Source organism: Microbacterium sp. zg-B96, from assembly GCF_030246865.1.
Classification (GTDB): domain Bacteria; phylum Actinomycetota; class Actinomycetes; order Actinomycetales; family Microbacteriaceae; genus Microbacterium.
Window position 1 is genome coordinate 1815308 of sequence record NZ_CP126738.1, and the last position, 18704, is coordinate 1834011.

The following is an 18704-nucleotide window of genomic DNA, read 5'->3' on the forward strand; positions in this document are numbered from 1 at the left end:
CGACGGCGCGGATATCAGGGTACGCCTGCGTCAGGCGAGCCGAGCGGCGATCGCGTCGCCGATCTGCGCCGTGGTGCGGGAGTTGCCGTCACGGGCGGCGATGTCCTCTTCGGCGGCGCGGATCACGCGCTGTGCCTCGCCCTGCAGCCCGAGGTGATCGAGCAGGAGAGCGACCGAGAGGATCGCGGCGGTGGGATCGGCCTTCTGCTGTCCGGCGATGTCCGGAGCCGATCCGTGCACCGGCTCGAACATCGACGGGAACGCACCGTCGGGATTGATGTTTCCCGAGGCGGCCAGACCGATGCCTCCGGTGACGGCGCCGGCCAGATCGGTGAGGATGTCCCCGAACAGGTTGTCGGTGACGATCACGTCGAAGCGATCCGGGTTCGTGACCAGGAAGATCGTCGCCGCGTCGACGTGCAGGTAGTCTACGGCCACCTCGGGGTGTTCTGTGGCGACGGCATCCACAATGCGCTTCCACATGCCGCCGGCGTGCACGAGAACGTTGGTCTTGTGCACCAGGGTCAGCCGCTTGCGGCGTCGCTCGGCGAGGTCGAAGGCGTAGCGGACGACCCGCTCGATGCCGAAGGCGGTGTTGACGCTGGTCTCGTTGGCGACCTCGTGCGCGGTGCCGGTGCGGATGGAGCCGCCGTTGCCGACGTAGGGCCCCTCGGTTCCTTCGCGCACGACGACGAAGTCGATGTGGCCGGGGCTGGCCAGCGGGCCCGGCGCGCCCGGGTAAAGCTTGGACGGACGCAGGTTCACGTAGTGGTCGAGGGCGAAGCGCAGCTTCAGCAGCAGCCCCCGCTCGATGTTGGCATCCTTCAGTCGCGGGTCGCCCGGCACTCCCCCGACGGCGCCGAGCAGGATCGCGTCGTGCGCCGCGATGGCGGCGAGGTCGTCGTCGGTGAGGGTGTCGCCGGTGGCGAGGAACCGCTCGGCGCCGAGCGAGAAGCGCGTCTTGTCGAAGGTCACGTCGGAGCGCGCTGTGACGGCGTCGAGCACCTTCTCCGCTTCGGTGGTCACTTCGGGGCCGATGCCGTCACCGGCGATGACGGCGAGCTTGACGACGCGCGACATGACACTCCTTTGCGGGGGCGCGCTCGCGTGTCAGTGGTCGACGCGCTCGCGCGCAGGGCGGGATGTACCCAGGGTAGTAGCCGCGATGATGGCCGCGATGACGACCAGGCCGGCACCGATCAGTGCGGTCACCCCGACGCCGGCGTCGAACGCGTGCGCCGCGGCGGTCTGCAGCGCCTCGGCGGTGGCCGGGTCCAGGCCTTCCGCGGCGCTCATGGCCCCGGCGAGGGTCTCCCGCGAGGCGGCGGCGACGTCGGCCGGGAGACCGGCCGGCAGCAGGATGCCGGTGCGGTACAGCGCGGTCAGGATGCCGCCGAGCACCGCCGTGCCCAGCACCGCACCCAGCTCGTACGCCGTCTCCGACACCGCGCTGGCGGCCCCAGACTTCGCCGGTGGGACGCTGGCGAGAATGAGGTCGTTCGAGACGGTCTCTGCCGCGCCGATGCCGAGCCCGAGGAGCGCGAACGCGCCGATCAGGAATCCCAGCGCGTTGTCGGCGGCGGTGAGGGCGACCATGACGTACCCGGCGACGGAGAACACCAGTGCCACGCTCACCACGATCCGCGCGTCCACCCGGCGCGCGATGGGCACCACGAGCAGTCCCGACGCGATCATTGCGGCCATGCCCGGGACGAGGGCGAGCCCGGCCTGCATCGGTGAGAGCCCGACGATCAGCTGCAGATGCTGCGAGACGAAGAAGAGGAAGCCGACCAGGGCGACCACACTGAGCAGGTTGACCAGCAGCGCACCGCTGAAGGTGCCGCGACGGAACAGGCGCATGTCGAGCATGGGCGATGAAGTCCGCAGCTGTCGGCGCACGAACAGCGCCCCGCACAGCGCACCCACGACGAGCAGCACGAGGGGCAGCAGTCCGGCTCCGTGGACGGCGAACTCCTTGATCGCGTAGACGAACGGCACCATGGTCGCCAGCGACAGCACGATGCTGAGCGGGTCGATGCGTCCCGGGTGCGGATCGCGGCTCTCGGGCAACAGCAGCGGCGCGAACACCAGCAGCGGCACCAGCACCGGAACCGACAGCAGGAACACCGAGCCCCAGGAGAAGTGCTCGAGCAGGATGCCGCCGACGATCGGGCCGAGCGCGGCACCGGCGGAGAACATCGCCGCCCACACCGCGATGGCGAACCGGCGCTGGTCGCGGTCGGTGAAGATGCTGCGCAGCAGAGAGAGTGTGGACGGCATGAGCATGGCACCGAACACACCCATCGCGGCCCGCGCCGCGATGAGGAGCGTGGCCGTCGGGGCGAAGGCGGCGAGCACTGAGACGGCGGCGAAGCCGGTGGCGCCGATCATCAGCATCCGGCGCCGGCCGAACCGGTCGCCAAGGGTGCCCATCGTCACCAGCAGCCCCGCAAGGACGAGCGGATAGGCGTCGATGATCCACAGTTGCTCGGCGCTGGTGGGCGCGAGGTCGCGCGCGATGTCAGGCAGCGCGAAGCTCAGCACCGTGTTGTCGACGGAGACCAGGAGCACCGGCAGCATCAGCACGACCAGCGCGGCCCAGCCGCGCCAGCCCACACGAGCGCCACGGCTGTCGGCGAGGCGGATCTCTTCAGTAAGTGTCATCATCATTTCTTTACCGTCCAGCCGGTATAGTAACAGGGATCAGCCGAGAGAGGACTGTCATGAGCCGGCCACCCCGCGCCCGAGAGGGCGTGCTCGACGCGTTCGAGTCGCTGCTCATTTCCGACGGCGCCCGCGGCGCGACGATGGACGCCGCCGCGCACGCGGCCGGCGTCTCCAAGGGCGGCCTGCTCTACCACTTCGCCTCGAAGGAGGCGCTGGAATCAGCCCTCCTGCTGCGCATGGAAGCCCTCGCCCGCGACGACGTCGCGGGGATGTTGGAGGCTCCGGAGGGCATCGTCGCGGCGTTCCTGCGGTCGAGTGTCATGGACGACTCCCCGCTGGATCGCGCGCTGATCGCGGCATCCAAGCTCGCGCAGAACGGCAGCGCGGCGGCAATCGATGCGCTGCGCCGGGTGCGGGAACTGTGGGAGCAGGCGCTGCGCCCGCACACCCGCGACGAGACCGCGCTGCAGCTCGTGCTGCTGGTCAGCGATGGGCTTTACTTCAACAACGCGCTCGGCACCGGAGCCGTGCCCGGTCCGGTGCCGCAGGGCGCTGACATGGACGCCCTGATCGCGCTGGTCGAGCGGGCGATCTCGGGCTGAGGGTTAAGACTCGGTGATCTCGATCTGACGGAACAGGTCGGCTTGAATGGCCGAGCGCACCTCGTCGAGCACGTCATCGGCCACCGGCGAGTCGACTGTGAGCACCGAGAGTGCCTGTCCCCCGGCGGCACGACGGGCGATCTGCATGCCGGCGATGTTGATGCCCGCCTCGCCGAACTTCTGTCCGTAGACCGCGACGATGCCGGGCCGGTCGGTGTAGAGCATGACGATGTGGTGCCGTTCGATGGGCAGCTCCACGGCGTAGTCGTTGATGCCCACGAGCTTCTCGATCTGCTTCGTGCCGGTGAGCGTGCCCGACACCGACAGCTGCGAGCCGTCCGAGAGGGCGCCGCGCAGGGTGATGACGTTGCGGTACTCGTCGGAGCGGTCATCGACGATCAGGCGGCATTCGATGCCGCGCTGCTCGGCCAGCAGCGGCGCGTTGACGTACGACACGGTCTCGCTGACGACGTTGGTGAACACGCCTTTGAGCGCGGCGAGCTTGAGCACGCTGACGTCGTACTGGCTGAGATCGCCGTGCACTTCCACGTCGAGGCTGGTCAGCGGCGAGTGGGCCAGGGCGCTGAAGATCTGACCCAGCTTCTCCACCAGCGGGATACCGGGGCGGACATACGGGTCGATCACGCCGCCGGCGACGTTGACGGCATCCGGGACGAGCTCGCCGCCGAGTGCAAGGCGCACCGAGCGCGCGACGGAGACACCGGCCTTCTCCTGCGCTTCGTCGGTCGAGGCCCCCAGGTGCGGGGTGACCACGACGTTGGGAAGGTCCAGCAGCGGCCGGGCGGTGCCGCCTTCGACCGGGGGCTCGCTGGTGAACACGTCCAGGCCTGCTCCGGCGATCTCGCCCGTGGTCAGCGCCGTGTACAGCGCCTCCTCGTCGATGAGCCCGCCGCGGGCGACGTTGACGATGTAGGCGCTGGGCTTCATGAGCCGGAACTGCTCGGTGGAGATCATGCCGGTCGTCTCGGGCGTCTTGGGCATGTGGATCGTGATGAAGTCGGACTGCTGCAGCAGGTCGTCCAGGCTCAGCAGCTGCACGCCGAGGTGCTGCGCGCGAGCGCTGGTGACATACGGGTCGAACGCGACGACGTTCATGCCGAACGCCTGCAGCCGCGAGGCGATGAGCGCGCCGATGCGGCCAAGGCCGATGATGCCGAGGGTCTTCTCATACAGCTCGACGCCGGTGTAGGCACTGCGCTTCCACTGGCCGTCCGCCAGCGAGTCATGCGCGGCGGGGATGCGCCGGGCGAGGCTGAGGATGTGGCCGATGGTCAGTTCGGCGGCCGAGATGATGTTGGATGTCGGGGCGTTGACCACCATGACGCCGGCCGTGGTGGCCGTCTTGATGTCGACGTTGTCCAGACCAACCCCTGCGCGTGCGATGACCTTGAGCGAGGGTGCCGCGGCGATCGCCTCGGCATCCATCTTCGTCGCCGAGCGGATGAGCACGGCGTGTGCGTCCGCGAGGGCGGGCAGCAGCGCGGCCCGGTCGGCGCCATCGACCTGGCGGACATCGAAGTCCGGCCCGAGGGCGTCGATCGTGGCGGGTGAGAGTTCTTCGGCGATGAGCACAACAGGCTGGGGCACGCTGGATCCTTCGATGTGGCAGCGCACGCGATCGCGTGCACCGCGACTGAGGGGAGATCCCCGTCACAGCGCCGGACGGGGGCGAAATCAGCCTATCGCGCGTGCACCGGTGGCTTTGACCGTGTGACGCCGGGGGTCAGGCGCCGAACAGTGCGGTGGTGACCGCGGCGTAGGCGAGTACGTCGAGCCAGAACACCGCGACGAACGCCAGGCCGGTGAGCATGACGGCCAGGTACGGCAGTGCGCGCCGGCGCCACCCGATGGCGAAGGCGGCGGCGAAGACCGCCGGGGCGAAGATCACCGGCAGCAGCAGTACGAACCAGCCGTACCCGGTGAGCCCGGCCACTCCCCCGGCTTGCTGCATCAGGAAGCCCAAGGCCGTCCAGAAGACGAACGCGTACAGCACCAGGAACACCCCGGCGATGACGGTGACGAGCCACATCGGCAGTGCGGTGCGGCGCGCGGGTGCGGGCGTCGCCGTGGGCGTCTCGGCGGTCACAGGGAGGCTCCCGACAGGACGAAGGGCCACGGCACGAGCAGCACGGCGCCGGCGGCGAGGAGGGTCAGTCGCACCCAGACCCGCGCGGAGCGGGTGAGCAAGAACACGGTGGCGAACCACAGCGGCGGGGCGGCGACAGCAAGCCAGAGCGTCACCTGGAAGGCGATCGGGTCGAGGAACAGTTGCGCCACCAGCTGCAGGTTGCGCGCGCCGAGCAGCCAGCCGAGGCAGAACAGCAGGTACACGCCGGCGAACACGCCGATGCCGACGAGCGCGGCGTTGCCCAGCGGAGCGGGCGCGTCGGCCGCGGTTTCGCTCTCGGTGGCGGGGCGGTCCGCTGCGGCATCCGTGTGTGGGGGGTGGTCGAGACGTTCGCTGCCCTTGCCGACGGCACGATACCCGGCGGGGAGCGGCGCGGCCGGGCCGGTGTTCCCTGCGAGCGTGGGATCGTCGTCGCCATCCCACGTGAGCGCATCATCGTCGGGTCGGGCCATGACTCCAGGGTATCCCGGCCGCCGCCCCGCGCTCGCGGGCGGGGGGCGGATGCCGGGATCAGCGGCGCCGGAACACGAAGCCGAAAGCCCGGCCCCGCTCGGGACCGGGCCTTCGTGCCGGGTGCGGCTACCGCGCGGACTTCTTGCGACCGACAGCGGACTGACCGGCGCCCTCAGCAACCTCAGCCGCCACGTCGACCACCGGCGCCGAATCCGCCGCGATGGCGGCGTGTGCGCGCGCGGCGCGGACGGCGTCGTAGGACGTGCCGTAATAGGCCGCTTCCATCAGCGTGCGCGTGTCGGCCAGCAGCGGCATGCGCGGGTTCGCCGGCGCGCACTGGTCGCCGTACGCGGCCATGGCCAGCTCATCGAGGCGACCGATGAACGACTCCTCCGGCACCCCCTGGGCCTGGAAGGAGTTCTCGATGCCGACCGCCTCACGCAGCCGCTCGATGGCGCGCGCGTAGGACTCGACCCCCTCTTCCGGCGTTTCGGCGGGCAGCCCGAGGTGCTTCGCGATCTGCTGGTACCGCTCCGGCGCGACGTAACGCTCGTACTTCGGCCACGCGGTGACCTTCGCAGGACGCTGTCCGTTGTAGCGGATCACGTGCGGCAGGTAGATCGCGTTGGTCCGCCCATGCACGAGGTGGAACTTCGACCCGGTGACGTGGGCCATCGCATGCACGATCCCGAGGAACGCGTTGCCGAAGGCCATGCCGGCGATGGATGCCGCGTTGTGCATCTTCTCCCGCGCCTGGATGTCTGCCGCGTCGGTGCTCCCAGGTCCCGCCTGCACGCTGCGCTGGATGTTCTCGAAGATGAGCTTGATCGCGTGCAGCGCGAGGCCGTCGGTGAAGTCGTTCGCGTACACCGACACGTACGCCTCGGTGGCGTGCGTCAGCGCGTCGAAGCCGGCGTCGGCGACGAGAAACGCAGGCAGCGCCGTGGTCAGCAGCGGGTCGACGATCGCCACCGACGGGGTGAGCGCGTAGTCGGCGAGCGGGTACTTCATCCCCGTCTCGTCGTCGGTGATCACCGCGAAGGGGGTCATCTCGGAGCCCGTGCCCGACGTCGTCGGCACGCACACCAGCTTCGCCTTCTCCCCCAGCTCGGGGAAGCGGAATGCACGCTTGCGCACGTCGAAGAACTTCTCGCGCATGTCGGAGAAGTGCACGTCCGGGTTCTCGTAGAGCAGCCACATGACCTTGGCGGCATCCATCGGCGAGCCGCCGCCGAGCGCGATGATCGTGTCGGGCTGGAAGTCCCTCATCTGTGCAGCGCCGCGCTGCACGCTGGAGACCGTCGGCTCCGGAGTGACATCATCGATGATCTGCAGGTGCACTCGGTTGGGCCGGCGACCGAGCACATCCAGCACTCGGTCGACGAACCCCAGCTTGGTCATCGTCGCGTCGGTGACGATGGTCACCCGTTCGATGCCCTTCATGTCGATGAGGTAGCGCAGCGCGTTGGGCTCGAAGTAGGTCTTGGCCGGCACCTTGAACCACTGCAGGTTGTTGTTGCGGCGCCCGACCCGCTTGATGTTGAGCAGGTTGACGGCGGAGACGTTGTTGGAGACCGAGTTGCGGCCGTACGAGCCGCAGCCGAGGGTCAGCGACGGCATGAACGCGTTGTAGATGTCGCCGATGCCACCGAGTGCCGCCGGGGCGTTCTCGATGATGCGCACCGCCTTGACGCGCGCGGCGAAATCCGCGATCACCGCGGGGTCGTTGCTGTGCACGGCGCCGGAGTGGCCCAGTCCGTCGAAGGCGACCATCTGCTCGGACAGGTCGATGCCTTCCTGCGCGTCGGCCGCGTGCAGCACCGCGAGCACAGGGGCGAGCTTCTCGCGCGTGAGCGGCTCGTGCGGACCGACACCGGTGACCTGCGCCAGCAGCACCGAGGTGTCCTCGGGAACTTCGAACCCGGCCATCTGCGCGATACGCGCGGCGGGCTGACCCACGACCGCGGCGTTGAGCTTTGCCTCCGCGCAGGAGGAGTCCTCGGCGCTGACGCCGAAGATGAGCTCTTCCAGCATCCGCTTCTCGTCGGCGTTCACCAGATACGCGTGCAGTCGCGCGAACTCCGCCATCGCCTCTTCGACGATGGGCGCGTCGAGGATGACGGCCTGCTCGCTCGCGCACACCATGCCGTTGTCGAACGATTTCGACAGCACGACGTCGTTGACGGCCCGAGCCACTTTCGCGGTGCGCTCGATGAACGCGGGCACGTTACCCGCGCCGACACCGAGTGCCGGCTTGCCGCACGAGTACGCCGCCCGAACCATGGCGTTGCCGCCGGTGGCGAGGATGAGCGCGACGCCGGGGTGGTTCATGAGTTCGCCGGATGCCGCCAGCGACGGCTCCCCGATCCACTGGATGCAGTCTGCCGGCGCACCGGCGGCGATCGCCGCGTCGCGCACGATCGTGGCGGCGGCGACGGAGCAGCGCTGGGCGGAGGGGTGGAAGGCGAACACGATGGGGTTGCGGGTCTTCAGCGCGATGAGCGACTTGAAAATGGTCGTGGACGTCGGGTTGGTCACCGGCGTGATGCCGCAGACCACGCCGACGGGCTCGGCGATCTCGGTGATTCCGGTGATCTCGTCGACCGAGATGACTCCGACCGTCCGCTGCTTGATGATCGAGTGCGTGACGTGCTCGCACGCGAACATGTTCTTCACCGCCTTGTCCTCGAACAATCCGCGGCCGGTCTCTTCGACCGCCATGACGGCGAGGTCGGCGTGGTGACTGAGCGCGGCCACCGACGCTTTGCGTACGATGTGGTCGATCTGCTCCTGGGTGAATGTCGCATAGGCGTTCAGCGCGTGTTGCGCCCGTGCCACCAATGCGTCGATCTCGGGGGACATTTTCTCTCCAACCCGGCGCGGACGCGATGACCGCGCCCTTGCTTCCCTCCAAGCATAGCGCTGTGGTCAGACCACAGGAAGAGGAAAAAAGAAATGGCCCGATCGCCACTCTCCCCGGTGAGGAGAAGCGGCGATCGGGCCGGAGCCGAGCCTGGTGGGTCGGCCGGTCCAGGGTCAGCGCGCGGCGTTGCCCTCGACGTAGTCGCTGTCGGTCTGCTTCCACGAGAACAGTGCTCGCAGGTCCTTGCCGACGGCCTCGATCGGGTGGGCGGCGGCCTTCTCGCGCAAAGCGTTGAACTCGACGGCGCCGTTGTCCTGGTCGTTGATGAACCGCTCCGCGAATGCGCCCGAACGGATGTCGGCCAGCACGGCCTGCATGTTCTCCTTGACGCGCGGGTCGATGACGCGGGGGCCCGAGACGTAGTCGCCGTACTCGGCGGTGTCGGAGATCGACCAGCGCTGCTTGGCGATGCCGCCCTCCCACATCAGGTCGACGATGAGCTTGAGTTCGTGCAGGACCTCGAAGTACGCGATCTGCGGCTGGTAACCCGCCTCGGTCAGCGTCTCGAAGCCGTACTGCACCAGCTGGGACACACCACCGCAGAGCACAGCCTGCTCCCCGAACAGGTCGGTCTCGGTCTCTTCGGTGAACGTCGTCTTGATGACGCCGGCACGCGTGCCGCCGATGGCCTTCGCGTACGACAGGGCGAGGTCCCAGGCGTGACCGGAGGCGTCGTTCTCGACGGCGATGATGTCGGGGATGCCGCGGCCGGCGACGAACTCGCGCCGCACGGTGTGACCCGGGGCCTTGGGGGCGACGAGGATGACATCGACTCCCTCGGGTGCCTGGATGTAACCGAAGCGGATGTTGAACCCGTGCGCGAACGCGAGCGTCTTGCCCTCGGTGAGGTGCGGCTTGATCTCGTCGTTGTAGATCGCGCGCTGGTGCTGGTCGGGCGCGAGGATCATGATGACGTCGGCCCACTCGGCGGCGTCGGCGACCGACTTCACCTCGAAGCCGTCCTCCTGGGCCTTCGCGATGGACTTCGAGCCGTCCTTGAGCGCGATGACGACCTGGACGCCGGAGTCCCGCAGGTTCTGCGCGTGGGCGTGGCCCTGCGAGCCGTACCCGACGATCGCGACCTTCTTGCCCTGGATGAGTGACAGGTCGGCGTCGGAGTCGTAGAAGATCTCGGCCATAGTGTGTGTTTCTCCTTGAGTGGGGGTTCTGTGGGTCAGCCGCGCAGGACGCGCTCGGTGATGCTCTTACCGCCGCGGCCCATGGCGACCATGCCCGATTGGGCGAGCTCTTTGACGCCGAAGGGTTCGACGGCGCGCAGGAACGCATCGACCTTGCCGCGGTCGCCGGTCACTTCCACGACCAGGGCGTCGGTGGCGTAGTCGACCACCGAGGCGCGGAAGAGGTTGACGACCTCGATCACGTTCGAACGCGTCTGGTTGTCGGCGCGGACCTTCACGATCATGTGTTCGCGCTGCACGGATGCCGCGGGGTCGAGCTCGACGATCTTGATGACGTTCACGAGCTTGTTCAGCTGCTTGGTCACCTGCTCCAGCGGGAGCTCCTCGACATCGACGACGACGGTGATGCGGGACAGCCCCGGCACCTCCGTGACGCCGACGGCCAGGGAGTCGATGTTGAACCCGCGGCGGGCGAACAGCCCCGCCACGCGGGTGAGTAGACCGGGCTTGTCCTCCACGAGGAGGCTCAGGACATGCTTGCTCATGCTCATGCCTCCTGATCGAAGGTCGGCGCGTGGTCGCGGGCGTACTGGACGTAACTGTTGCTGACGCCCTGCGGGACCATCGGCCACACCATCGCGTCCGCGCTCACCACGAAGTCGATGACCACCGGGCGGTCGTTGGTCTCCAGGGCCGTCTTGATCGCAGCATCCACGTCTTCCTCCTTCTCGACGCGCAGCGCGAGGCAACCGTACGCCTCGGCGAGCTTCACGAAGTCGGGAATGCGCACCGTGCCGTGGCCGGTGTTCAGGTCGGTGTTGGAGTGCCGGCCGTCATAGAACAGCGTCTGCCACTGGCGCACCATGCCCAGCGACGAGTTGTTGATGATCGCCACCTTGATCGGGATCTGGTTGATGACGCAGGTGGCGAGCTCCTGATTGGTCATCTGGAAGCAGCCGTCGCCGTCGATCGCCCACACGGCACGGTCGGGCTCGGCGACCTTCGCGCCCATCGCCGCGGGGACCGCGTAGCCCATCGTGCCGGCGCCGCCGGAGTTGAGCCACGAGTTGGGGCGCTCGTACTTGATGAACTGCGCCGCCCACATCTGGTGCTGCCCGACCCCCGCGGCGTAGACGCCCTCGGGGCCGGTGAGCTCGCCGATCCGTGAGATCACGTACTGCGGGGACATGTGGCCGTCGGTGGGCTGCGTGTAGCCGAGCGGGAACTCGTCACGCAATCCGTCGAGGTAAGACCACCACTCGTCGATGTCGGGGGCACCGGCGGCCGTGGCACCGGCGAATGCGGCATCCAGGTCGACCAGGACGTCCTTCAAGTCGCCCACGATCGGCACGTCGGCGGTGCGGATCTTCGAGATCTCCGCCGGGTCGATATCGACGTGCACGACCTGCGCGTTCGGGGCGAACAGCGACGCCTTGCCGGTGACACGATCGTCGAAGCGCGCGCCGAGCGAGACGAGCAGGTCGGATTCCTGCAGCGCGAGCACCGCCGGCACCGTGCCGTGCATCCCGGGCATGCCCAGGTGCTGCGGGTGCGAGTCGGGGAACGCGCCGCGGGCCATCAGCGTCGTCACGACCGGGGCTCCCGTGGCCTCGGCCAGGCGCAGCAGTTCGGCGGATGCCTGCGAGCGAATGACGCCGCCGCCGACGTACAGCACCGGCTTCTTCGCGTTGGCCAGCAACTGAGCCGCGGCTTGGATCTGCTTGCCGTGCGCCTTCGTGACCGGCCGGTAGCCGGGCAGGTCGACGCGGGGCGGCCAGACGAAGGGCGCCTCCTGCTGCTGCGCGTCCTTGGTGATGTCCACCAGCACCGGGCCGGGCCGGCCAGTGCCGGCGATCTCGAACGCAGCCGCGATCGCGGCGGGGATCTCCTCGGCGCGCTTGACCAGCAGCGAGTGCTTGGTGATCGGCATCGTGATGCCGACGATGTCGGCCTCCTGGAAGGCGTCGGTACCCATGAGGGTCGAGAACACCTGCCCGGTGATGCAGACGATCGGCACCGAGTCCATGTAGGCGTCGGCGATCGCGGTGACGAGGTTGGTGGCGCCGGGGCCGCTCGTCGCGATCGCGACGCCGATCTTGTTGGATGCCGAGGCGTAGCCCTCGGCGGCGTGGCCGGCGCCCTGCTCGTGACGCACCAGGATGTGACGGATCTTGTCCGTGTCCATGAGCGGGTCGTAGACGGGCAGGATCGCGCCGCCGGGCAGGCCGAACACATCGGTGACGCCCAGCAGTTCGAGCGAGCGGACGACGGCCTGCGCGCCGGTGATCACGGGTGCCGTGGCGGCACGGGCGGGTGGCCGGGGAACGGCTGAAACGGTGTCTGAGGACATGGTGAATTACCTCGAGGTCCTGAAGTGGCGGCGGGCCTTAGCCCGTGACCGCGCCTTCGGCGGCGGAACGAACGAGCTTGGAGTACTTGGCCAGAACGCCACGGGTATAGCGCGGGGGAAGGGGTTCCCAGCCTTCTCGGCGGGAACTCAGCTCTGCGTCACCGACGAGTAAGTCGAGAGTGCGAGCCGCGATATCGACCCGTATCAGATCACCATCGCGCACGAAGGCGATGGGACCGGAGTCCACCGCTTCGGGTGCTATGTGGCCGATGCACAGGCCGGTTGTGCCGCCTGAGAATCTGCCGTCCGTCAACAGTAGTACATCCTTGCCGAGCCCGGCGCCCTTGATGGCGGCCGTGATCGCGAGCATCTCGCGCATGCCAGGGCCACCCTTGGGGCCTTCGTAGCGGATGACGATGACGTCGCCGGCGTTGATCTCCCCCGCCTCGAGGGCGTCCATCGCGCCACGCTCGCGCTCGAAGACCCGCGCGGGTCCCTCGAACACCGACGCGTCGAAGCCGGCGGTCTTCACGACAGCGCCTTCCGGGGCGAGCGAGCCGTGCAGGATCGTGATGCCGCCGGTGGCGTGGATCGGGTTGTCGAAGCGGTGAATGACCTCGCCATCGAGCGGGTCGGGGTTCAGATCCCGCAGGTTCTCGGCGAGCGTCTTGCCGGTGACGGTGAGTGCGTCGCCGTGCAGCAGGCCCTCGTCGAGCATGGCCTTCATGATAACCGGGATGCCGCCGTGACGGTCGACGTCGTTCATGACGTACTTGCCGAACGGCTTCATGTCCGCCACGTGCGGCACCTTGTCGCCGATGCGGTTGAAGTCGTGCAGCGTCAGGTCGACCTCGGCCTCGTTGGCGATCGCGAGCAGGTGCAGCACGACGTTGGTCGAGCCGCCGAGGGCCATCGCCAGGGCGATCGCGTTCTCGAACGCCTCCTTGGTGAGGATGTCGCGGGTCGTGATGCCGAGCCTTAGCAGGTTGACCACGGCCTCGCCGGAACGGTGCGCGAAGTTGTCGCGGCGCCGGTCGGCCGACGGCGGCGCGGCGGAGCCGGGCAGGCTCAGCCCGAGCGCCTCGGCGACGGAGGCCATCGTGTTGGCGGTGTACATGCCGCCGCAGGCGCCTTCGCCCGGTGCGATCGCGCACTCGATGCGCTTGAGGTCGGCCTCGCTCATCTTGCCGGCCAGGCACGCCCCGACCGCCTCGAACGAGTCGATGATCGTGACGTCCTTCTCGGTGCCGTCGCTGAGCTTGACCCAGCCCGGCGCGATGGAACCGGCGTAGAGGAAGACGCTCGACAGGTCCAGGCGCGCGGATGCCATGAGCATGCCGGGGATCGACTTGTCACAGCCGGCCAGCAACACGCTGCCGTCGAGGCGTTCGGCCATCATCACCGTCTCGACGGAGTCGGCGATGACCTCACGGCTCACGAGCGAGAAGTGCATGCCTTCGTGGCCCATCGAGATGCCGTCGGAGACCGAGATGGTGCCGAACTGCAGCGGGTAGCCGCCGCCGGCATGCACGCCTTCCTTGGCGCCCTGCGCGAGGCGGTCCAGGCTCAGGTTGCAGGGGGTGATCTCGTTCCAGCTCGAGGCGATGCCGATCTGGGGCTTGTCCCAGTCGTCGTCGCCCATTCCCACTGCGCGGAGCATCCCGCGGGAGGTGGTCGCCTCGATGCCGTCGGTCACGACGCGGCTGCGGGGCTTGATGTCGATGGTTTCGTCGGGATGGCTCACCGCTGCATTCTATTGCGGCAGCGCACGCTCGGTCGGCGGCGCGCAGCGGACCCCTGTGCCAGCCGCCGCGGCCGCATTCGCGCTGCTGCACACCGTCGGCGGGACCGTGGCCGTCCCGGCCGGCGGAGGGTGGATGCCTCCACCCCACGCTCCCCTGTCGCAAATGGGGCGCTAGGGCCCATATCTGACAGGCGAGCGGGAGGGGGGTGGCGGCTACCGGGCGGCGCGGAGCTCGGCGATGCGGTTCAGCAAGCCCGCGAACTCGGTGATGTCGGCGACGGTGACGCTCGCGGCGGTGTCCCCCGCGCCGACGCGTACGCCGAGGTCGCCCTCGCCGAGGCTCCGCAGCGCGTCCTCGTCGGTCACGTCGTCGCCGGCGAACAGCACCGCGGTCGCGCCGGTGCGCTCGCGCAGTACGGCCACCGCCGTGTCCTTGCCCTCGTGACGGAACGCGTATTCGACGATGTCCCGCCCGGTGCGCCGGCGCCAGGCGGATGCCTCGGTGCGCACCAACTCGTCGACGATGCGATTGGCCTCGGCCGCCGCCGCCGGATCGGCCCGACGCGTGTGCACACCGAGTCCGAAGGTCTTCGGCTCGATCCAGACGCCGTCCAGCTCGGCCGTAGCCTGCTCGGCATGCGCGCGCAGCCGGTCGCGCAGAGCGACGTCGGCCGAGTCATCCTCGGGCTCGCGCGCGCCGATTCCCGGCTCCCAGAACTCCGCCCCGTGCGAACCGGCCAGCCACAGCGCGGAGTCATCGTCGTGCTCCGCGATCAGCCGCAGATCCACCAGGCTGCGCCCGGACACCAGCGCGACGATCGTGTCGGGCAGCGCCGCGAGGGCCTCGACCGCGTCACGGGCGACCGGCAGCATGCGCGATTGCATCGGGTCGTCCTGCAGCGGGGAGAGCGTGCCGTCGAAGTCCAGTGCCACGAGCAGCCGTGGCGTCGTCGCGACCGCGGCGATCTTCTCGTCCAGGGCGGTCACGAGCGTGCCCTCCGCACCGCGTCGAGCGCCTCAAGGAACTCCCGCGACCAGTCCTTCACGTCGTGGTCGCGCACCTTCTTGCGCAGCGCCCGCATGCGCCGGCCCTGCTCGGCGGCCGGCATCTCCACGGCGCGCACGATGGCATCCTTCATCCCCTCGATGTCGTGGGGGTTGATGCGCAACGCCATACCCAGCTCGTCCGCGGCGCCGGCGAACTCGCTCAGTACCAGCACGCCGCGATTGTCGATGCGGGATGCCACGTACTCCTTGGCCACGAGGTTCATGCCGTCACGCAGCGCGGTGACGAGCATGACGTCCGCCGCCAAGTACAGCGCGACCATCTCTTCCCGCGGGAACGACTGGTGCAGGTACCGGATGGCGGTGTGGTGCATCGTGTCGTAGTCGCCGTTGATGCGCCCGACGGTCTGCTCGATCTCGTCACGCAGCTGCACATACGCCCCGACCCGCTCGCGGCTGGGACTGGCCACCTGCACCAGGGTCACGTCCTCCACGGCCAGCTTGCCGTCCTCGAGGAGCTCGCCGAACGCCTTCAAACGATGCTGGATGCCTTTGGTGTAGTCAAGACGATCGACCCCCAGGAGCACCTTCTTCGGGTTGCCGAGGCTCTCGCGGATCTCGGCGGCCCGGGCGCGGATGTCGGGGCGCTGGGCGAGCTGAACGTAGTCGTCGACATCGATCGAGATCGGGAACGCCTTGGCCAGCGCCAGGCGCTCGCCCCCCTCCTCGGTCGGCACCCGGATGCCACTGGCCTTGGTGTCATAGCGCAGCTGGCGCCGCACCGCGCGGGCGAAGTTGCTGGCGTCCGCGACGCGCTGGAAGCCGATGACGTCGGCGCCGAGCAGACCCTCCAGCACCTGGCGCCGCCAGGGCAACTGCGAGTACAGGCCGTATGCGGGGAAGGGAATGTGGTGGAAGTATCCGATAACCAGGTCCGGGCGCAGTTCCCGCAGCATCTTCGGGACCAGCTGCAGCTGGTAGTCCTGCACCCACACGGTGGCGCCGTCGGCGGCGGCAGCCGCTGCGGCCTCGGCGAAGCGCCGGTTCACCCGCACGTAGGCCTGCCACCACTCGCGGCGATACCGGGGCGCGGCGATCACGTCGTGGTACAGCGGCCAGATGGTGTCGTTCGAGAAGCCTTCGTAGTACAGCTCCACGTCTTCCGCGCTGAGCGCGACGGGGACCAGCTGCATGCCGTCGAACTCGAAGGGCTCGACCTCCAGGTCCGCCTGACCCGGCCAGCCCACCCAGGCGCCGTCGGCGCGACGCATGACGGGTGCGAGTGCGGTGACCAGGCCACCGGGCGAGGGCCGCCACTGCTCCTCACCGTCCCCGTTTGCCGCTCGGTCGACCGGCAGACGATTGGCGACGACGACGAAATCGGCAGTTCCCATGGGTGTTCCTCCGTACAGCAGGCGGGGGCTCCAGGCTATCGCGCGACCTGCATAGCTCCCCCGGGGTTGCGCGGATGCCCGCCGTCTGTCAAGACCGAGTCAAGAGAAGGTTCGGCGCGCTAACGTGGCCACATGCGCGCCTATCTCTTCGGTTCCGGACTACTCACCGCCATCACCGGCGGCATCACGCTGCTGCGCGGGTTGCGCAGCGAGGAGTCCTTCACGTGGCGTACTGCTCTGGCGTGGCTGAGCTGGGCGATTTCGCTGTCGCTGGCGATCGGCGTCATCGTCGACACGCGTCGGGCCAAGCGTGGGCACATCATCCCCGGCGACTCCCCGGTCAAGGGCAAGGAGCAGAAGCTCATGAAGAAGCGCCTCAAGAAGTCGGCCTGACGCCCGACTCCCGGCCCTCTTCTCAGCCGCCGAGCCTGCGCGGGTGAGGGTCAGCGCGTGAGGATCAGCGCGTCGCCCTGACCACCGCCGCCGCACAGAGCCACCGCGGCGGTCCCGCTGCCGCGGCGGATCAGTTCGTGCACCGCGTGCACGACCAGGCGGTTGCCGCTGGCACCGATCGGATGCCCGATGGCGATGCCGCCGCCGTGGATGTTCACGACGCTCTCGTCCAACCCGAGCTCCGCCTGCGACTGCGCGACGACGGCGCCGAACGCCTCGTTGATCTCGACGACATCGAGATCGGATGCTGCGATGCCCTGCTTGCCCAGCGCCTGCTCGATCGCGCGCGCGGGTTGGGCGTGCAGCGAGTTGTCGGGGCCGGCGACCTGACCCGACGCGCCGACGACCGCCAGCACCTCCCAGCCCTGATCGTCGGCGTGGCTGCGGGTGGTGAGCACGACCGCCGACGCGCCGTCGGAGATCTGCGACGCGTTGCCGGCCGTAATCGTTCCGTCTTTCGTGAACGCCGGTCGGAGGCCCGCAAGCGTCTCGACCGTCGTGTCGGGGCGCACGCCCTCATCGCGCGTCAGCACGATCGGGTCGCCCTTGCGCTGCGGCACCTGCACGGGGACGATCTCGTCGTCGAAGACGCCGGCATCCTGCGCCGCCGCAGCCCGCTGGTGCGACAGCGCCGCGACGTGGTCCTGCGCCTCCCGCGTGATGCCGAGGGGGCCGTTGTGCCGCTCGGTGGACGCTCCCATGCTCTCGCGGTCGTAGGCGTCGGTCAGCCCGTCGTGGGCCATGTGGTCGAGCACCTCGACGCTGCCGTAGGTCCACCCGTCGCGGGAACCGGTGAGCAGGTGCGGGGCACGCGTCATCGATTCCATCCCGGCGGCCACCACGACCCGGGCGTCGCCGGTGAGGATCATCCGCTTCGCGTCGATGACCGCCGACAGCCCCGAGAGGCACACCTTGTTGACCGAGGCTGCCGGAACGTCCCAGCCCAGGCCCGCGCCGATCGCGGCCTGGCGCGCCGGGTTCTGCCCCGCCCCGGCGGGTAGCACCTGTCCCACGAGCACCGCGTCGACGGCATCGGCGGGAATGCCGCCCCGCTCGAGCGCGCCGCGAATGGCGAGGGCACCCAGTTCCGGGGCGCTGAATGAGGCCAGCTGGCCCTTCAGCCGGCCCTGCGGCGTGCGGGCAGCGGCGACGATGACGACATCTTCGTAGTTCATGTTTCCACCATAAGAGTCTCGGGAATGCGCAGCGCCGGTTCGGTCGCCGCGATGATCTGGTCGACGGTGACGCCGGGGGCGGTCTCGACGAGCACGAGACCGTCGTCGGTCACGTCGATCACCCCCAGGTCGGTGATGATGCGGTCCACGACCCCTCGACCGGTAAGAGGCAGAGAGCACTCCTCGACGATCTTCGGGGAGCCGTCACGGGCCACGTGTTCCATCAGCACGATCACGCGGGCTGCGCCGTGCACGAGGTCCATGGCACCACCTGGGCCCTTGACCATCTTTCCCGGGATCATCCAGTTGGCCAGGTCTCCGGTGCGCGACACCTGCATGGCCCCCAGGATCGCCGCGTCGATCTTGCCGCCGCGGATCATGCCGAAACTCGTCGCGGAGTCGAAGTACGCCGCGCCCGGCAGCACGGTGACGGTCTCTTTGCCCGCGTTGATCAGGTCGGGGTCGACGTTGTCCTCGGTCGGATAAGGCCCGACCCCGAGGATGCCGTTCTCGGACTGCAGCACGACGGTGACGCCGTGCGGCACGTGGTTGGGAACGAGGGTGGGGAGGCCAATGCCGAGGTTGACGTAGGCGCCGTCGGTCAGCTCGCGGGCTGCGCGCGCCGCCATCTCATCGCGGGTCAGAGCCAC

Annotated in this window: 16 protein-coding genes; 2 read left to right on the top strand and 14 right to left on the bottom strand. The window is 68.9% G+C overall.

Translation table 11 applies throughout. From position 1 onward, the window contains the following. Positions 1–30 precede the first annotated feature (30 nt). Both QNO11_RS08470 and QNO11_RS08475 read right to left on the bottom strand, forming a co-directional pair. Positions 31–1080: a 3-isopropylmalate dehydrogenase gene (locus tag QNO11_RS08470; protein WP_257508698.1), complete on the bottom strand. Its 1050-nt coding sequence runs from the start codon at positions 1078–1080 to the stop codon at positions 31–33. 30 nt (positions 1081–1110) lie between these two features. Further along, positions 1111–2664, bottom strand: a complete 1554-nt coding sequence (locus QNO11_RS08475) for an MFS transporter (RefSeq protein ID WP_374113809.1) — start codon at positions 2662–2664, stop codon at positions 1111–1113. 59 nt (positions 2665–2723) lie between these two features. Between QNO11_RS08475 and QNO11_RS08480 the strand changes: the two genes are divergently transcribed. Beyond that, positions 2724–3269, top strand: a complete 546-nt coding sequence (locus QNO11_RS08480) for a TetR/AcrR family transcriptional regulator (RefSeq protein WP_257508697.1) — start codon at positions 2724–2726, stop codon at positions 3267–3269. A 3-nt stretch (positions 3270–3272) separates the two neighbouring features. Here the strand turns inward: QNO11_RS08480 and serA are convergent, their stop codons facing one another. The 10 genes from serA to otsA form a co-directional block, all read right to left on the bottom strand. Continuing rightward, positions 3273–4877, bottom strand: coding sequence for a phosphoglycerate dehydrogenase (serA, locus tag QNO11_RS08485; protein WP_257508696.1), 1605 nt, complete (start codon positions 4875–4877; stop codon positions 3273–3275). 136 nt (positions 4878–5013) lie between these two features. Further along, positions 5014–5376: a bacitracin resistance protein gene (locus QNO11_RS08490; protein WP_257508695.1), complete on the bottom strand. Its 363-nt coding sequence runs from the start codon at positions 5374–5376 to the stop codon at positions 5014–5016. Then, positions 5373–5870, bottom strand: coding sequence for a DNA polymerase III subunit gamma/tau (locus QNO11_RS08495; RefSeq protein WP_257508694.1), 498 nt, complete (start codon positions 5868–5870; stop codon positions 5373–5375). Before QNO11_RS08495 ends, QNO11_RS08490 begins: the two co-directional genes overlap by 4 nt. Positions 5871–5997: 127 nt before the next feature. Continuing rightward, positions 5998–8733, bottom strand: coding sequence for a bifunctional acetaldehyde-CoA/alcohol dehydrogenase (gene adhE, locus QNO11_RS08500; protein WP_257508693.1), 2736 nt, complete (start codon positions 8731–8733; stop codon positions 5998–6000). Between the two features lie 174 nt (positions 8734–8907). After that, positions 8908–9933, bottom strand: coding sequence for a ketol-acid reductoisomerase (ilvC, locus tag QNO11_RS08505; protein ID WP_257508692.1), 1026 nt, complete (start codon positions 9931–9933; stop codon positions 8908–8910). 35 nt (positions 9934–9968) lie between these two features. Beyond that, positions 9969–10478 carry an acetolactate synthase small subunit gene (ilvN, locus tag QNO11_RS08510; RefSeq protein WP_257508691.1) on the bottom strand — a complete coding sequence of 170 codons (510 nt, stop codon included), beginning with the start codon at positions 10476–10478 and terminating at the stop codon, positions 9969–9971. Between the two features lie 2 nt (positions 10479–10480). Continuing rightward, complete coding sequence (locus QNO11_RS08515) at positions 10481–12283, bottom strand: acetolactate synthase large subunit (protein ID WP_257508690.1); 1803 nt, start codon at positions 12281–12283, stop codon at positions 10481–10483. A 37-nt stretch (positions 12284–12320) separates the two neighbouring features. Beyond that, positions 12321–14027, bottom strand: coding sequence for a dihydroxy-acid dehydratase (ilvD, locus tag QNO11_RS08520; RefSeq protein ID WP_257508689.1), 1707 nt, complete (start codon positions 14025–14027; stop codon positions 12321–12323). Positions 14028–14240: 213 nt separating this feature from the next. Then, a complete protein-coding gene (gene otsB, locus QNO11_RS08525; protein WP_257508688.1) occupies positions 14241–15014 on the bottom strand; it encodes a trehalose-phosphatase in 774 nt (257 codons plus the stop codon). Then, positions 15011–16426, bottom strand: coding sequence for an alpha,alpha-trehalose-phosphate synthase (UDP-forming) (gene otsA / locus QNO11_RS08530; RefSeq protein WP_257508687.1), 1416 nt, complete (start codon positions 16424–16426; stop codon positions 15011–15013). The genes otsB and otsA overlap by 4 nt, the downstream gene beginning before the upstream one ends. 132 nt (positions 16427–16558) lie before the next feature. Here otsA and QNO11_RS08535 point away from each other — a divergent pair, with 132 nt between their 5' ends. After that, a complete protein-coding gene (locus tag QNO11_RS08535; RefSeq protein ID WP_257508686.1) occupies positions 16559–16819 on the top strand; it encodes a hypothetical protein in 261 nt (86 codons plus the stop codon). A 50-nt stretch (positions 16820–16869) separates the two neighbouring features. Here the strand turns inward: QNO11_RS08535 and QNO11_RS08540 are convergent, their stop codons facing one another. Beyond that, positions 16870–18054, bottom strand: a complete 1185-nt coding sequence (locus QNO11_RS08540; RefSeq protein ID WP_257508685.1) for an acetyl-CoA C-acetyltransferase — start codon at positions 18052–18054, stop codon at positions 16870–16872. Continuing rightward, positions 18051–18704, bottom strand: a complete 654-nt coding sequence (locus tag QNO11_RS08545) for a CoA transferase subunit B (protein ID WP_257508684.1) — start codon at positions 18702–18704, stop codon at positions 18051–18053. Before QNO11_RS08545 ends, QNO11_RS08540 begins: the two co-directional genes overlap by 4 nt.

Coding starts and splice junctions, on each gene's coding strand:
- adhE (WP_257508693.1), bottom strand. CDS start 8,733: ATGTCCCCCGAGATCGACGCATTGGTGGCACGGGCGCAACACGCGCTG.
- QNO11_RS08535 (WP_257508686.1), top strand. CDS start 16,559: ATGCGCGCCTATCTCTTCGGTTCCGGACTACTCACCGCCATCACCGGC.
- QNO11_RS08515 (WP_257508690.1), bottom strand. CDS start 12,283: ATGTCCTCAGACACCGTTTCAGCCGTTCCCCGGCCACCCGCCCGTGCC.
- ilvC (WP_257508692.1), bottom strand. CDS start 9,933: ATGGCCGAGATCTTCTACGACTCCGACGCCGACCTGTCACTCATCCAG.
- QNO11_RS08480 (WP_257508697.1), top strand. CDS start 2,724: ATGAGCCGGCCACCCCGCGCCCGAGAGGGCGTGCTCGACGCGTTCGAG.
- QNO11_RS08475 (WP_374113809.1), bottom strand. CDS start 2,664: ATGACACTTACTGAAGAGATCCGCCTCGCCGACAGCCGTGGCGCTCGT.
- ilvN (WP_257508691.1), bottom strand. CDS start 10,478: ATGAGCAAGCATGTCCTGAGCCTCCTCGTGGAGGACAAGCCCGGTCTA.
- QNO11_RS08470 (WP_257508698.1), bottom strand. CDS start 1,080: ATGTCGCGCGTCGTCAAGCTCGCCGTCATCGCCGGTGACGGCATCGGC.
- QNO11_RS08495 (WP_257508694.1), bottom strand. CDS start 5,870: ATGGCCCGACCCGACGATGATGCGCTCACGTGGGATGGCGACGACGAT.
- QNO11_RS08540 (WP_257508685.1), bottom strand. CDS start 18,054: ATGAACTACGAAGATGTCGTCATCGTCGCCGCTGCCCGCACGCCGCAG.
- otsA (WP_257508687.1), bottom strand. CDS start 16,426: ATGGGAACTGCCGATTTCGTCGTCGTCGCCAATCGTCTGCCGGTCGAC.